The organism is Methylobacterium sp. D53M (assembly GCF_053345625.1).
This window is the reverse complement of sequence record NZ_JBKFAL010000003.1, coordinates 1-13,737: the sequence shown is the minus strand read 5'-3', so window position 1 is coordinate 13,737 and position 13,737 is coordinate 1. Positions and strand designations below refer to the sequence as shown.

At 72.7% G+C, this 13,737-nt stretch carries 14 protein-coding genes and 1 pseudogene; 7 read left to right on the top strand and 8 right to left on the bottom strand.

Annotated features, from left to right (window positions below; translation table 11 throughout):
- Positions 1-106: 106 nt before the first annotated feature.
- Positions 107-1,438, top strand: coding sequence for a bifunctional 2-C-methyl-D-erythritol 4-phosphate cytidylyltransferase/2-C-methyl-D-erythritol 2,4-cyclodiphosphate synthase (locus ACLBYG_RS07430; RefSeq protein WP_447681043.1), 1,332 nt, complete (start codon positions 107-109; stop codon positions 1,436-1,438).
- Positions 1,439-1,497: 59 nt separating this feature from the next.
- Here the strand turns inward: ACLBYG_RS07430 and ACLBYG_RS07425 are convergent, their stop codons facing one another.
- Entirely contained in the window at positions 1,498-1,896 is a 399-nt protein-coding gene (locus ACLBYG_RS07425; RefSeq protein WP_091680423.1) for an MAPEG family protein, read from the bottom strand.
- Between the two features lie 103 nt (positions 1,897-1,999).
- On the opposite strand from ACLBYG_RS07425, the gene ACLBYG_RS07420 reads away from it, so the two are divergent.
- Together ACLBYG_RS07420 and ACLBYG_RS07415 are read left to right on the top strand one after the other, a co-directional pair.
- Entirely contained in the window at positions 2,000-2,497 is a 498-nt protein-coding gene (locus ACLBYG_RS07420; RefSeq protein ID WP_447681042.1) for a CinA family protein, read from the top strand.
- 32 nt (positions 2,498-2,529) lie between these two features.
- Positions 2,530-2,889: a hypothetical protein gene (locus tag ACLBYG_RS07415; protein WP_447681041.1), complete on the top strand. Its 360-nt coding sequence runs from the start codon at positions 2,530-2,532 to the stop codon at positions 2,887-2,889.
- 112 nt (positions 2,890-3,001) lie between these two features.
- Here the strand turns inward: ACLBYG_RS07415 and ACLBYG_RS07410 are convergent, their stop codons facing one another.
- The 7 genes from ACLBYG_RS07410 to ACLBYG_RS07380 all read right to left on the bottom strand — a co-directional run bounded on the left by ACLBYG_RS07410 (position 3,002) and on the right by ACLBYG_RS07380 (position 10,104).
- The gene (locus ACLBYG_RS07410) at positions 3,002-3,460 is read right to left on the bottom strand and encodes a type II toxin-antitoxin system RatA family toxin (protein ID WP_020095415.1); all 459 of its coding nucleotides are present in this window, start codon (positions 3,458-3,460) and stop codon (positions 3,002-3,004) included.
- A 15-nt stretch (positions 3,461-3,475) separates the two neighbouring features.
- Positions 3,476-4,459 (bottom strand): lipoyl synthase, encoded by a 984-nt coding sequence (gene lipA / locus ACLBYG_RS07405; RefSeq protein ID WP_447681040.1) that lies wholly within the window; start codon positions 4,457-4,459, stop codon positions 3,476-3,478.
- Positions 4,460-4,593: 134 nt separating this feature from the next.
- Entirely contained in the window at positions 4,594-5,325 is a 732-nt protein-coding gene (locus ACLBYG_RS07400; RefSeq protein ID WP_020095417.1) for an MIP/aquaporin family protein, read from the bottom strand.
- A 259-nt stretch (positions 5,326-5,584) separates the two neighbouring features.
- Positions 5,585-7,090, bottom strand: coding sequence for a glycerol kinase GlpK (gene glpK, locus ACLBYG_RS07395; RefSeq protein WP_100252358.1), 1,506 nt, complete (start codon positions 7,088-7,090; stop codon positions 5,585-5,587).
- A 55-nt stretch (positions 7,091-7,145) separates the two neighbouring features.
- The gene (glpD, locus tag ACLBYG_RS07390; RefSeq protein ID WP_447681039.1) at positions 7,146-8,678 is read right to left on the bottom strand and encodes a glycerol-3-phosphate dehydrogenase; all 1,533 of its coding nucleotides are present in this window, start codon (positions 8,676-8,678) and stop codon (positions 7,146-7,148) included.
- Positions 8,679-8,761: 83 nt separating this feature from the next.
- On the bottom strand, positions 8,762-9,583 hold the full coding sequence (locus ACLBYG_RS07385; RefSeq protein WP_020095420.1) for a DeoR/GlpR family DNA-binding transcription regulator: 822 nt from the start codon (positions 9,581-9,583) through the stop codon (positions 8,762-8,764).
- A gap of 278 nt (positions 9,584-9,861) precedes the next feature.
- Positions 9,862-10,104 (bottom strand): hypothetical protein, encoded by a 243-nt coding sequence (locus ACLBYG_RS07380; RefSeq protein ID WP_026605287.1) that lies wholly within the window; start codon positions 10,102-10,104, stop codon positions 9,862-9,864.
- Positions 10,105-10,311: 207 nt separating this feature from the next.
- Between ACLBYG_RS07380 and ACLBYG_RS07375 the strand changes: the two genes are divergently transcribed.
- From ACLBYG_RS07375 to ACLBYG_RS07360, 4 genes and pseudogenes are all read left to right on the top strand, one after another.
- Positions 10,312-10,806: a chemotaxis protein CheW gene (locus ACLBYG_RS07375; protein WP_447681038.1), complete on the top strand. Its 495-nt coding sequence runs from the start codon at positions 10,312-10,314 to the stop codon at positions 10,804-10,806.
- Between the two features lie 7 nt (positions 10,807-10,813).
- Complete coding sequence (locus ACLBYG_RS07370) at positions 10,814-12,346, top strand: CheR family methyltransferase (RefSeq protein ID WP_447681037.1); 1,533 nt, start codon at positions 10,814-10,816, stop codon at positions 12,344-12,346.
- Positions 12,346-12,918 (top strand): chemotaxis protein CheW, encoded by a 573-nt coding sequence (locus ACLBYG_RS07365; RefSeq protein WP_447681036.1) that lies wholly within the window; start codon positions 12,346-12,348, stop codon positions 12,916-12,918. The genes ACLBYG_RS07370 and ACLBYG_RS07365 overlap by 1 nt, the downstream gene beginning before the upstream one ends.
- A gap of 36 nt (positions 12,919-12,954) precedes the next feature.
- Positions 12,955-13,737: pseudogene (locus ACLBYG_RS07360) on the top strand (methyl-accepting chemotaxis protein); the annotation flags it as partial.

Genomic DNA, 13,737 nt, shown 5'->3' with positions numbered 1-13,737 from the left:
CCCCCGCTTAAACGACGGGCACCCTCCGCGGCAGGGTCACGGCGGCACGCCTGGCCCGCGCGCTGGCCGCCATTCCGCCCCTCAGGACGTCACGAGCTCGTTGCCCATGCCCGCCACCGGCACGCCAGCCACCGGACCCGCCAGCGCGGGAGCCGGCGTCGCCGCGGTGGTGGTGGCGGCCGGACGCGGCATCCGCATCGGCGGCGGCACCCCCAAGCAGTACCGCCGAGTCGGCGGCCAGGCGGTCCTCACCCGCACCCTGGCGGCACTCGCGGCGGACGACGCGATCGCGCGGATCCAGCCTGTGATCGCCGCCGACGCGGCGGAGTTCTTCCGCGACTGCCTGGAGGAACTCGCGCCCGCGATCCGCGCCAAGGTCGCGCCGCCGGTCGAGGGCGGCGCGACGCGCCAGCTCTCCGTGCGCGCCGGTCTCGAGGCCCTGGCCGCCGGCGACGCGCCCGAGATCGTGCTCGTCCACGATGCCGCCCGCCCCTACGTGGATTCCGCTTTGATCGCCCGGGCGATCGCGGCCGGCCGCGACCACGGGGCGGCCGTTCCGGGCGTGCCGGTCACCGACACGGTCAAGCGCGTCGTCGACATCGCGCCCGGCATCGGCCGGGTGCACGAGACCCCGCCGCGGGAGCACCTGCGCGCGGTCCAGACACCCCAGGCCTTCGTGTTCGGCCCGCTGCTCGGTGCCCACCGGGACGCCGCCGCGCAGGGCCTCGACGGTTTCACCGACGACGGCGCCCTCGCCGAATGGGCCGGCCTGCCGGTGGTGGTGTTCGCGGGCGACGTCGCCAACCGCAAGATCACCCAGCCCGCCGACCTGATCGAGGCGGACCGCGCCTTCGCGACCGAGACCACCGCATTGCCAGCGCCGGGAGCCCGCGCCATGACCACCTACGTGACCCGCCTCGGCACCGGCTTCGACGTGCACGCCTTCACCACCGGCGACCATGTCTGGCTGGGCGGGGTGAAGATCCCCGCCGACCGCGGCGTGCTCGCCCACTCGGACGGCGACGTCGCGCTGCACGCCCTGACCGACGCCCTGCTCGGGGCCATCGCGGACGGCGATATCGGCACCCACTTCCCGCCCTCCGACGAGCGCTGGCGCGGGGCTTCCTCGGACCAGTTCCTGGCCCATGCCTGCGACCTCGTCCGTGCCCGCGGCGGCCGCATCGACCACCTCGACATCACCGTGCTCGCCGAGGCTCCCCGCATCGGCCAGCACCGCGAGGAGATCCGCGCGCGCATCGCCGCCATCGCGGGCGTCCCGCTCTCGGCGGTCTCCATCAAGGCGACGACCACCGAGAAGCTCGGCTTCGTCGGCCGGGCGGAGGGGCTCGCCGCCCAGGCGGCCGCGACGGTCCGGCTGCCCGAGGAGGACGGCCCCGCCCTCGACGCGCAGGCCGAGACCGCGATGCGGCAGGGCTGAGCGGCCAGAGGTCGGGCGCGGGCCCCTCTCTCGCACGGGAGGGGGCGTCGCACTCCGCCTCAGGCCACCCGCACCAGCAGCGCGATCGCCGCGACGCCCAGGACCGCCATCGTCAGCAGGATGCCGCCGCCCCGGCAGGCGAACTGGCGCGGCGAGTTCGGGGGCGCGAACATCCCGATCGGGTGCAGGATCCGGGCGACCAGCAGGGCGACCAGCAGCGCCCGGACGAGCCCGTGGCTGCCGCCGCTCGCCTCCAGCAGGCCGACGACGATCAGGGCCAGCGGCACGTATTCCGCGAAATTGGCGTGCGAGCGCACGCGCCTGAGGACCGTGTCGTCGCCGCCGTCGCCGAGCAGCACGTTCCCGGAGACGCGGGCCCCGATCACCCATCCCGAGAGGCCGAGATACACGAGGGCGAGCAGCCCGGCGTAGAAGGCCGTGGTCGCGGGGAAGATCATGGAAGGGCTGTCTCCAGTCGGCGGCCGCCGGTCCTTGAGCCGGGCTCGGCCATGGGTCACAACAGGAGATAGGGCGGCGGCGCCCGAGGGGAGCCCGTTCGCGATGGTCGACGACGCAGAGCTTCTCGCCCGGGCCGAGGCGCTGGTGACCGCCTACGCGGCGGACGGGCGCACCGTCGCCACCGCCGAGTCCTGCACGGGCGGCCTCGTGGCCGGGCTGCTCACCGCGGTGCCGGGCTCGTCGGCCGTCCTGGAGCGCGGCTTCGTCACCTACTCGAACGACGCGAAGGCCGAGGCGATCGGTGTGCCCATCGACCTGATCCGCCGGCACGGCGCGGTCAGCGAGCCCGTGGCGCGGGCGATGGCCGCCGGGGCGCTGGCCGCGTCGCGGGCCTCCGTCGCGGTGGCGATCACCGGCATCGCCGGCCCGGGGGGCGGGAGCGCCGAGAAGCCGGTGGGGCTGGTGCATTTCGGCCTCAGTCGGCGAGATGGCGACACGCGCCACCTGGAGCGGCGCTACGGCGATCTCGGGCGCGCGGGCATCCGCCGCGCCGCCGTGGCCGACGCGCTCGGTCTGTTGGAGGACGCCCTCGGCGACTGATCGCGGCACGGGAAGGACGGCCCACGGGGACGGTGACGACCCGCCTCTGCCTCGTCGGCGGGGTCCCCGCCCGGACGATGGCCGGCCTGCTCTTCGTCCGCGCGAGCCTCGACGTCACCGTTCTGGAGACGCACGCGGACTTCCTGCGCGACTTCCGCGACGAGACCATCCACCCCTCCGGCCGATGGACGAGCCGGGCTTCACCGAGCGCTTCCGCGCCCTCCCCCATGCAGTCCCGCGTGATCGCCGCGTCGCTGGCGGCCGACGTGCCGCTCCGGGCGCCGCTCGCCCTGCGCCTCCTCGACGCCCTGCCGCGGCTTCAGGTCCTGCCGGCGCGGAGGATCGGGATGGATGTGGGGCTCGAGCACGTGCGCGTGTCGCTGCGGGCCTGACGCCATCCCTGCGCACCGTCTTCGCGAGTGCAGCGAAGCAATCCAGGGCAACGCCACATTCGGAGGCGTCCCATTTCCCCGGGTCGTTTCACTGTGCGCGCGAGGACGGCGGCTAAGCCCGCGCCCCGTACATCCGGTTCGCCCGCCCCTCGAAGGCGTCGGTGAACTTGCGGAAGGCGCGGTCGAACATCGTGCCCATGAGGAGCCCCAGGGTGCGGCTCTTGAACTCGTAGGTGATGAAGAAGTCGACGTTGCAGCCGCCGTCGGGGCCGTCCTTGAACAGCCAGCGGTTCTCCAAGTGCCGGAACGGGCCGTCGATGTACTCGGCGACGATCTTGAGACTCGCCGGATCGAGGGTGACCCGGGTGGTGAAGCGCTCGCGGATCGCCTTGTAGCCGACGCCCATCTCGGCGATCAGCACCTGCCCGCCCTCAGGCATGTCCTGCCGGCGGATCACCCGCAGGGATTCGCAGAGCGGCAGGAACTCGGGGTAGCGCTCCACGTCGGCGACGAGGTCGTACATCTGCTGCGGCGTGTGCTTCACCGCGCGGGTGACCCGGAAGGACGGCATGGTCTTCGGATATCCTCAGGCCGAGAGCGCGGGCGACAGTTTGGCCAGACGCGCCGCCTGCAAACGCGCGAAATCCTCGCCGGCATGGTGCGACGAGCGCGTGAGCGGCGTGGCCGAGACCAGCAGGAAACCCTTGGCGTAGGCGGTGGTCTCGTAGGCCTTGAACTCGTCCGGGGGGACGAAGCGCACGACCTCGTGGTGCTTCTTCGACGGCTGCAGGTACTGTCCGACGGTGAGGAAGTCGACGTCGGCCGAGCGCAGGTCGTCCATAAGCTGGAGCACCTCGTTCCGCTCCTCGCCGAGCCCGACCATGATGCCGGACTTGGTGAAGATCGTCGGGTCGAGCTCCTTCACCCGCTGCAGCAGGCGCACCGAGTGGAAGTAGCGGGCACCCGGCCGCACCGTGAGGTACTTGGCCGGCACCGTCTCCAGGTTGTGATTGAACACGTCGGGCTTGGCGGCGACCACGACCTCCAGCGCCCCGTCCTTGCGCAGGAAGTCGGGCGTCAGGATCTCGACGGTCGTGCCGGGGCTCGCCCGCCGGATCGCCGCGATGGTCCGGGCGAAGTGCTCGGCGCCGCCGTCCTTCAGGTCGTCCCGGTCCACCGAGGTGATGACCACGTGGTGCAGGCCGAGCTTGGCCACCGAATCGGCGATCTTGTCCGGCTCGCCCAGGTCGAGGGCGTCGGGCAGGCCGGTGCGCACGTTGCAGAAGGCGCAGGCCCGCGTGCAGGTGTCGCCCATGATCATGAAGGTGGCGTGCCGCTTCTCCCAGCACTCGCCGATATTCGGGCAGCCCGCTTCCTCGCAGACGGTGACCAGACCGTGCTCGCGCACGATCTTCTGCGTCTCGGACCAGGCCCTGGAGCCGGGCGCCTTCACGCGGATCCAGTCCGGCTTCTTGGCCTGGACGGGCTGGTCGGGCCGGTGCGCCTTCTCGGGGTGGCGCAGGCGGACCGGCCGCGGATCGTTCTTCAGGGTGTCGAGGACGACGGCCATGGGTCGGGGGCACACCGCGGGGAAGCGCCCCAGGGGCGCGGTCGGGATCGTCCTGACTTAAGGCCCAAGGCCGCGCGCCGCAAACCGCCGCGACGCCGGGCCGCCCCGCGGTGGTTGAGGGTGCGGCCGTTCCGTCAGATCCCCAGCGCCCGGACGAAGAGCCCGGCCAGCACCGCCCCGACCAGGGGCGCGGCCACCGGGATCAGCGCGTAGCCCCAGTCGGAGCTGCCCTTGCCGGCGATCGGCAGCACCGCGTGGGCGACGCGCGGCCCGAGGTCGCGGGCCGGATTGATGGCGTAGCCGGTGGTGCCGCCGAGCGACAGGCCGATGCCCCAGACCAGCATGCCGACCATGTAGGGCGCGACGGCCCGCGGGATCGCGCCGGCCGAGCCCAGGGTGGTGGTCACGAGGGCGGAGATCGTCAGGATCAGGAAGAAGGTCGCGATGATCTCGGAGATCCAGTTGGCCTTCGCGTCGCGGATCGCCGGGCCGGTGCAGAAGCAGGCGAGCTTGAGGCCGGGATCCTGGGTCGCGCCCCAGTGCGGCAGGTAGTGGAGCCAGACGAGCACGGCGCCCACGAAGGCACCGAGCATCTGGGCCGGGATGTAGACGGGGATCTTGCTGAAATCGCCGGAACTGACCGCGCCCGCCACGGTGACGGCCGGGTTGATATGGGCGTCGGCGCTGCCGGTGGCGTTGGCCACGAAGACGCCCGCGAGGACCGCGAAGGCCCAGCCCGCCGTGATGGCGATCCAGCCGGCATTCTCGCCCTTGGAATGCTTGAGCAGGGCGCCGGCCACGACGCCGTCGCCGAGCACGATCAGGGTCATCGTGCCCAGGAATTCGCCCAGGAAGGGTGATGTCATCGTCTCGTCTCCCCCGTTCGCTGCTTTTTGTGAAAGTTCAAAGCTTTGGCGAGCGCGTGAATGCCGGTGGCGGTCACCGAATGGTCACGCAGGTCCGGGCCGGCGCCCTCTCCTGCGGTACCGGAGCGCCCCGGAGGCCTCTTCGAAGGCCTCCGGGGATCCCGCGGCGATCTGGAGCCCTTCTTCGAGGCCGCCGCGCAGCGGCTCCGGATGCGGGCGCGAGTGGGACTGCGCGGGGCGTGTGCGCCCCGAGCCCGTCTCAATCCTCGTCGGTCTTCCAGTCGAAGGAGCGCTGCACAGCCCGGCTCCAGGCGGCGGCGATCTTCTCGCGCTGGCCGGCATCCATCTTCGGCGTCCAGCGCTTGTCGACGCCCCAGTTGCGCTTGAGGTCGTCGAGGCCCTTCCAGTAGCCGACCGCGAGACCCGCCGCGTAGGCGGCGCCGAGCGCCGTGGTCTCGGCCACCTTCGGGCGCACCACCGGCACGTCGAGCAGGTCGGACTGGAACTGCATCAGGGTGTTGTTGGCGACCATGCCGCCGTCGGCCCGCAACTCCTTGACGGGGATGCCGGAATCCTTGGCCATGGCCTGCAGCACCTCGCGGGTCTGGAAGGCGGTCGCCTCCAGCACCGAGCGGGCGATGTGGCCGCGGTTGACGTAGCGGGTCAGGCCGATGATCAGGCCGCGGGCGCCCTCGTTCCAGTGCGGCGCGTAGAGGCCCGAGAAGGCCGGCACGAAGTAGACGCCGCCGTTGTCCTCGACCGTCGTGGCGAGCGTCTCGACCTCGGCGGAATCCTTGATCATGTGCAGGTTGTCGCGCAGCCACTGCACCAGGGCGCCCGTGATGGCGATCGAGCCCTCCAGCGCGTAGGCCGGCTTCTGGCCGTCGAGGCGGTAGGCCAGCGTGGTGACGAGGCCGGCCTTCGACGGGACCGGCTCCTCGCCGGTGTTCATCAGCGCGAAGCAGCCGGTGCCGTAGGTGTTCTTGGCCTCGCCCGGCGCGAAGCAGGTCTGGCCGAACAGGGCCGCCTGCTGGTCGCCCAGGATGCCGGCGATCGGAACGCCCGCGAACGGCGCCCTGGTCTCGCCGTAGACCTCGCTCGACGAGACGATCTTCGGCAGCATCGCCCGCGGGATGCCGAAGGTCGACAGCATGCCCTCGTCCCAGTCGAGGGTCTTCAGCGACATGAGCTGCGTGCGGCTGGCGTTGGTCACGTCGGTGACGTGGAGGCCGCCCTCGGTGCCGCCGGTCAGGTTCCAGACGAGCCACGTGTCGATGTTGCCGAACAGCACGTCCCCGGCCTCGGCCTTCTGCCGGGCGCCCTCGACGTGGTCGAGCAGCCAGCGCAGCTTGAGGCCGGAGAAGTAGCTCGCCAGCGGCAGGCCGGTGAGGTCGCGGAACCGGTCGCGGCCGCCGTCGCGGGCGAACTCGCCCACCAGCCGGTCGTTGCGGGTGTCCTGCCAGACCAGGGCGTTGTGCAGGGGCTTGCCGGTCGTCCGGTCCCAGATCAGCGTGGTCTCGCGCTGGTTGGTGATACCGACTGCCGCGAGGTCGGAGGGCTGGAGCCCGCCCTTCTCCAGGGCCTCGCGCATCACGCTCTGGGTCTTCGTCCAGATCTCCGTGGCGTCGTGCTCGACGTGGCCGGGAGCCGGGTAGATCTGCGCGTGCTCGGCCTGGGCGAGCGCGATCACGCTGCCCTCCCGGTCGAACACGATGAAGCGGCTGCTGGTTGTGCCCTGGTCGATGGCCCCGACGTAACGGCTCATCGTTCCCTCCCCTAGATGGCCCGACCGGTCTGTCGCCGGATCGGGTTCGAAAGCGTCAGGCGGCCTCGGCCCTGCGGTCGAGGTAGGCGGCGAGGCGCGCGGCGCTCTCCGCGCCGGTGCGCAGGCCGAGCTTGGAGCGCCGCCACAGGATGTCGTCGGCGGTGACCGCCCACTCCTCGGTCCGCAGGTAGTCGACCTCGGCCGCCGTGAGGCCGCCGTCGAAGGCCTCGCCGAGATCCGCCATGGACTGCGCCGTCCCGACGATGTCCCGGGCCCGGGTGCCGTAGGCGCGGGCGAGGCGGCGGGCGGTCTCCTCCGGCAGGAACGGCGTCTCGGCCCGCAGCTTGGCGAGGAACTGGTCGAAGTCGGCGTCCTTCATGGCGCCGCCCGGCAGGACCGCGTCACCGGTCCAGGACTTCCCGAGGTGCGGGAAGTAGGGCTTCAGCTTCTCGAGCGCGTGCTCGGCGAGCCGCCGGTAGGTCGTGATCTTGCCGCCGAAGACTGACAGCACCGCAGCCGCCCCGCCCTGGTCCTCCACGTCGAGGACGTAGTCGCGGGTCACGGCCGACGCGTTCTCGGCCGCGTCGTCGTAGAGCGGGCGCACGCCCGAGTAGCTCCAGACCACGTCGGCCGGGGTGATCGTCGTGTCGAAGGAGCGGTTGATGCAGCCGCAGAGGTAGTCGGTCTCGCTCTCGGAGATCGAGACCGGGCCGGGCTCGCCCTCGTAGGGGACGTCGGTGGTGCCGATGAGCGTGAAGTCGCGCTCGTAGGGGATCGCGAAGATGATGCGCTTGTCGGGCTGCTGCAGGATGTAGGCCTGATCGCCCGCGAACAGGCGCTTGACCACGATGTGGCTGCCCTTGATCAGCCGCACCGCCGCGCGGCTGTTGATGCCGAGCGTGCCGCCGAGCGTCTCGCTGACCCACGGGCCGGCGGCGTTGACGACGGCCTTCGCGTGGACCGTCCGCTCGGTGCCGCCGCGCTCGTCGCGCAGCGTCGCGACCCAGCCGTCACCCTCGCGCCGGGCCGAGACGACGCCGGTGCGGGTCATCACCGTGGCGCCGCGCTCGCGGGCGTCCATGGCGTTGAGCACCACGAGGCGGCTGTCCTCGACCCAGCAGTCGGAATAGACGAAGCCGCGCGTCAGGCGCCGCTGCAGCGGCGCCCCGTAGGCGGAGCTGCGCAGGTCGACCCCGTGCGAGCCCGGGAGCGTGCGCAGCCGCGCGAGGTGATCGTAGAGGAACAGGCCGAGCCGCAGCATCCAGGCCGGGCGCAGGCCCTCGTCGTGGGGCAGGACGAAGCGCAGGGGCCAGATCACGTGCGGGGCGAGCCGCAGCAGCCGCTCGCGCTCGGCGAGCGCCTCACGCACGAGGCGGAACTCGTAGTATTCGAGGTAGCGCAGGCCGCCGTGGATCAGCTTCGTCGACGACGAGGAGGTGAAGCCGGCCAGGTCGCCGCGCTCGGCCAGCAGGACCGACAGACCCCGGCCGGCCGCGTCCCGGGCGATGCCCGTGCCGTTGATGCCGCCGCCGATGATCAGGAGATCGTAGGCGTCGGACGGCTCGCGCTGTCGCGGTGCAGCCGCCATGATTCCTCCTGGGCCGCCTTGGTGGCGTTTCGGCACTATATTGACGCGGCGGTCGGCTTTCGCAAGCGAAAAATCGATGTTCGTTACGGTTCGTCCGCGCTGTCGGCGACCGCCAAGTTGACGCCCAGGCGCTCCATGAGCGCGACGATCTCGGCCGGTGGCGCCCGATCGGTGAAGAAGGTGTCGACCTGCTCCAGGCGCCCGACCTGGACCATGGGCCGCCGCGTGAACTTGGTGTGGTCGGCCACCAGGAAGGTTTTCCGGGCATGGGCCAGGATGGTCTGGGTCGCCCGCACCTCCTCGTAATCGTAGTCGAGGAGCGCCCCGTCGCCGTCGATGCCGCTGATGCCGATCACCGCCACGTCGACCCGGAACTGGCTGAGCGTGTCGCAGGTGAGCTGACCCAGCACCGCACCGTCGCGGTTCCGCACGGTGCCGCCCGCCACGACGATGCGGAACTCGGTCGTCTCGGCGAGCGAGATCGCCACGTTGAGGTTGTTGGTGATGATGCTGAGATCGTCGTGTCGGGTCAGCTCGCGGGCGACGGCCTCCGGTGTCGTGCCGATGTTGATGAAGACCGAGCAGTGCGACGGGATACGGCTCGCCGCGAGGCGGCCGATCCGGCTCTTCTCCGGCAGCAGGGTCACCCGCCGGTCGGCGTAATCGATGTTCTCGACGCTGGAGGGCAGGCCGCCGCCGCCGCGGTAGCGCTCCAGCCGCCCCTCGGCGCTCAGCTCGTTGAGGTCGCGCCGGATCGTCTGGACGGTGACGCCGAACTGCGCCGCCAGGGCCTCGATCGTCACGAAGCCGCGCTGGCGGACCGAGGCGACGATCGCGCTGCGCCGCCCCTCGACACCGGTCGCCTCGATCCTGTCGTCGGATCTCCGGTCGAGCGGTCGTGACATCTATACTCCCTCGCCTTCGTGAGGCCGTCGCACCGCTGTACTGATTGCCGGACGATGTTCGTTTGCGAACATGTTCGGGCGTCGCGGCTTTCGCACAACTCTGGACCGCGCCGCGCCGGCCGGCAACCGTCGGACGGCACGCGTCGACCGGACTGCATTATGCTTCAGGCCCGCACGACCGGCACTTCGCCTGCGACCGGGCATAAAAAAGGCCTGCCGCGGGTGCGACAGGCCGAGCCACCCGGACGACGCCTGCGGCGCGTCCCGGTGTTCGCCACTCACATGTGGTGGCGCATCCGGCGATGATGCTTCATCCGCTTGTGCTTCATGCGCTTGCGCATCATCGGACGCGCGGCCGGAGCGGCTCCCTGCTCCATCGCGGCCGCCTCGCCGGCGCGCTCCAGGCCGCCGCGCGGGCCGCCGGCCTGCGCGCCCGAGGCGTTGTAGGGCGAGTTGCCCTGGGCGTAGGCGGAGCCCGCGAGGAGCGTCAGCGACGCGGCGGCCAACAGAAGTTTCCTCATCGTCAATCCCTGGCGTAGACCGGCGCAGGCAAAGCGCCGCGCCTCGTCAGGCGCGTTGCCGCTGCGTCGGAAAATAAGCGGCTCAGGCGAGACTTGGTTCCGCGTCATCGCGCCCGTGCGGCGCACAATTGCCGGCAGCGTTAACTCGGCCTATGTCGCGACCCGTCCCGGCCCGGCCGCGACCGAGCAACAGGGGAGCGGGTGGCGGTGGCCAGCAGCGGTTCGGCCTATCTCCTGCTGGATCTCGCAGGCACGGCCTGCGCCCTGCCCCGCGGCGCGGTCGCCGAGATCCTGCCGCTGCCGGATCTGCACGCGCCGCCCGCTTCCGGCAGCTGGCTCACCGGATTCCTCAATCTCGGCGGCACGCCGGTCCCGGTCGTCGACCTCGCGGCGCTGCTCGGCCTGCGCCCGGCCGGCGCGACGCCCGGTCTCTACGCCCATCTCGCGCTGATGCAGGGCGAGGCCGTCGCGTACCTCGTCGATCGCGTGGCGGACCTCGCGACCGTCCCGGCTTCCGCGATCCGGCCGGCCGAGGCGGCCGACACGCTCAACGGCTGCGTCGCGGCCGAGCTCGTCCTCGGCGAGCGCCTCGTCCACGCTCTGGCGCCGGAGCGCCTCCTGACCGTGCAGGAACGGGCCCGCGTCGACGCCCTGGCCCGGGCGGCCGCCGAACGTCTCGCCGCGCTGCCGCACGCCGTCTGACCGCGCGATGGCCCGACCGGGGAATCCCCGTCCCGACCTGAGTGCCGATCCCGCCTACGCGCCGCTCAAGGCGCGGATCATCGCGCGCACCGGCCACCACTACTACACCGACAAGGACGAGCTGCTGATCGAGCGGCTGCACCGCCGGTTCCGCGCCGCCGCCGTGGCCGATTGCGCCGCCTACGCGGCCATCCTGTCGAGCGGCGCGGAAGGCGAGGCGGAATGGGCCCGGCTGGAAGCTGAGATCACCGTCGGCGAGACGTTCTTCTTCCGCTACGCCGAGCAGTTCAGCGCGCTGCGCGCGACGATCCTGCCGGCGCTGATCGCGGCACGGGCGTCCGAGCGCGTCCTCCGGATCTGGAGCGCGGGCTGCTCCACCGGGGCCGAGGCCTATTCCGTGGCGATCCTGGTACACGAGCTGCTCGGCGACGCCCTGCCCGAGTGGCGGGTGGCGATCCTCGGCACCGACATCAGCGTCGAGGCGCTCGCCACGGCCCGCGCCGCCGAGTACGGCCGCTGGGCGCTCCGGACCATGCCGCCGGAGGACCGGCTCCGCTACTTCACCCGGCTGCCGCCCGCGCCGGGCATCCGGCGCGAGGGCGGCTACGCCCTCCGGCCCGAATACCGCGGTCCGGTCCGGTTCGAGCGCGGCAACCTGCTGAGCCTCGTCGAGCCGGGGCCGCCGCAGGGCGAGCCCTTCGACCTGATCCTCTGCCGGAACGTGCTGATCTACTTCGATGCCCGGACGGTCGCCGCGGTGGTGCGCGGGCTGGGCCGAAGGTTGCGGCCGGAGGGCTGGCTGCTCCTCGGCCACGCCGAGCCGAGTCCCGCCTTCGCGAGCTTCCTCGACGCCGTCAGCCTGCCCGGGACCGTGGCCTACCGACCGCGCGCCGAGGCGCCGCCGGTCGCGTTACCGGTCGACCTGTCCGGTGCGCCCGCGCCGGAGCCCGTCCCTCCGGCGCGACAGGCGACGCAGCCGCCCCCGGCGGATCCTGGCCCGGGCCGGTCCGGGGCCGCAGAGGCCGACGCCGCGGCCGTTCCCGCCCCGGACCCGGTCGCCGCACCCGGCACCGGTCCGGCTCCCGCAGCGCCCGAGACCCGGGGGGACCGGCCGGAAGAGGATGACGCCGTCGACCTCGACCGGATCCGCGCGCTGGCCGATTCCGGCGAGACCGGAGCGGCCTGGCGGGCGCTGCGGGGCGCCCTCGACCGCGATCCGACCGACACCGCCCTGCGCTTCTACGAGGGTCTCCTGGCCCGCACCCTCGGACGCGACGCCGAGGCCGAGCGGGCGCTGCGGGCCGCGCTCTACCTCGACCGCGGTTTCGTGATGGCCCACTACCACCTCGGCCTGCTGCTGATCGCGCTGCGACGGCCGCACGAGGCGCTCCGCGCCCTCGACAACGCCGTCGCCTTGAGTCAAGCCCTCGGGCCGGACACGGCGCTGCCCGAGGGCGACGGCGCCTCCGCGGGCGAGATCGCGGCCAGCGCGGCCGCGGCCCGCGCCGCGCTCGGCGGCGCCGGCAGCAGGAGGTCCTGATGGGCGCAGGCCCGAGTGCACAGGGCGGCCGTCCGCGGCCGGAGCGGGACCTGCGCGCCGAGCGCGCCGCCGCCCTCGCCCGGCGCGGTGCCGCGGCGGCCGCGACCGATTCGGGCGTCGATCACCTCGTCTGCGCCTGCGGCGGCGAGCGCTACGGCGTGCCGCTGGCGGCCGTCGCCCAGGTCCTGCCGTCGCGCCCCGCCACGCCGATGCCCGGGGCGGTGCCGGCGCTGGACGGTCTGGTCGCCCTGTCCGGGCGGATCGTCGGCGTGCTCAGCCTCGCCCGGGCCCTCGGCCGGCCGGATCCCGCGTCCGACGCCGACGCGGCGGGCCACATGATCGTGCTGCGCGGCGTCCACTCCCAGCCCCTCGCCCTCGCGGTGGACCGGGTCCTGGGCATCGCCCGGGCCCCTGGTGCGGTCGCCGCGGCCGGCGCCGGGGCGGCCGATCCCGATCGCTTGGGCAACGAGGCCGCCTCGGTCTATGCCCCGGCCTCCGGGGCGGCGGGCGACGGCCGTCCCGACTTCGTCGTCATCGACCTCCCCCGCCTCCTGCGCCGCGCGCTGCCCTGACCGGGCCGCCTGCCCCAACCGGAGCCATCCCCGCCCGTGTCGCTCTCGATCGGAAAACGCATCCTCCTCGGCTTCTTCGCCATCACGGTGGTGGTGGTGGCGCTCGGCCTCTACGCCCTGGAGCAGATCGGCGCGGTGCGCGACACGACCGACGCGATCGTCCGGCGGGACATGACGATCCTGCGCCAGCTCGACGATCTCGGGAACGACGCGCGCGACCTCGGTCTCCTGCGCCGCACGGCCGTGATCACGATGCTGATGCAGGCCCAGGGGCGCGCGACCCAGGCCGGCGACACCCTTGCGGCCTGGCGCCAGACCGCTGCCCAGGTCGAGAACCGGCTCGCCACGACGATCCAGCTCGCCACCCAGTACCGGACGCAGGTCGTATCCGCCGAGCGCGTCGCAGCCTGGGACCGCATCGCCGCGGCGGCGACCGCGGTCCAGGGCTCGTTCCGCGAGGTCAGGGCGCAGGGCGAGGCGCAGTTCGCCGCCATCGCCCAGCAGGACGTCGCGGCGGTCGAGGCCCGCAACGCGGAGATCGCGCGGCTGCAGGCACCCTTCCTCGAGGGGATCAAGAACCTCCGCGCGCAGCTCGACGGCGGCATGGCGCTGGGCCAGCGCGCCGCGCAGGAGGTCTACGAGCGCTCGCGCCTCTCGATCTACCTGACCCTGGCCGCCGCGGTGCTGCTGGCGGTCCTGATCACGTGGCTGATCAGCCGCGCGGTGGTGCGGCCGCTCGAGACGGTCATGGCCTTCGTCGGCCGCGTCGGCGAGGGTGACCTGTCCGGCCAGCTGGCGGCGGGCGGGCGCGACGAGATC

Bases quoted from the DNA above. Each gene is read 5' to 3' on its own strand.
- ACLBYG_RS07430 (WP_447681043.1), top strand. From the start codon at position 107: ATGCCCGCCACCGGCACGCCAGCCACCGGACCCGCCAGCGCGGGAGCC.
- ACLBYG_RS07425 (WP_091680423.1), bottom strand. From the start codon at position 1,896: ATGATCTTCCCCGCGACCACGGCCTTCTACGCCGGGCTGCTCGCCCTC.
- ACLBYG_RS07420 (WP_447681042.1), top strand. From the start codon at position 2,000: ATGGTCGACGACGCAGAGCTTCTCGCCCGGGCCGAGGCGCTGGTGACC.
- ACLBYG_RS07410 (WP_020095415.1), bottom strand. From the start codon at position 3,460: ATGCCGTCCTTCCGGGTCACCCGCGCGGTGAAGCACACGCCGCAGCAG.
- lipA (WP_447681040.1), bottom strand. From the start codon at position 4,459: ATGGCCGTCGTCCTCGACACCCTGAAGAACGATCCGCGGCCGGTCCGC.
- ACLBYG_RS07400 (WP_020095417.1), bottom strand. From the start codon at position 5,325: ATGACATCACCCTTCCTGGGCGAATTCCTGGGCACGATGACCCTGATC.
- glpK (WP_100252358.1), bottom strand. From the start codon at position 7,090: ATGAGCCGTTACGTCGGGGCCATCGACCAGGGCACAACCAGCAGCCGC.
- glpD (WP_447681039.1), bottom strand. From the start codon at position 8,678: ATGGCGGCTGCACCGCGACAGCGCGAGCCGTCCGACGCCTACGATCTC.
- ACLBYG_RS07385 (WP_020095420.1), bottom strand. From the start codon at position 9,583: ATGTCACGACCGCTCGACCGGAGATCCGACGACAGGATCGAGGCGACC.
- ACLBYG_RS07380 (WP_026605287.1), bottom strand. From the start codon at position 10,104: ATGAGGAAACTTCTGTTGGCCGCCGCGTCGCTGACGCTCCTCGCGGGC.
- ACLBYG_RS07370 (WP_447681037.1), top strand. From the start codon at position 10,814: ATGGCCCGACCGGGGAATCCCCGTCCCGACCTGAGTGCCGATCCCGCC.
- ACLBYG_RS07365 (WP_447681036.1), top strand. From the start codon at position 12,346: ATGGGCGCAGGCCCGAGTGCACAGGGCGGCCGTCCGCGGCCGGAGCGG.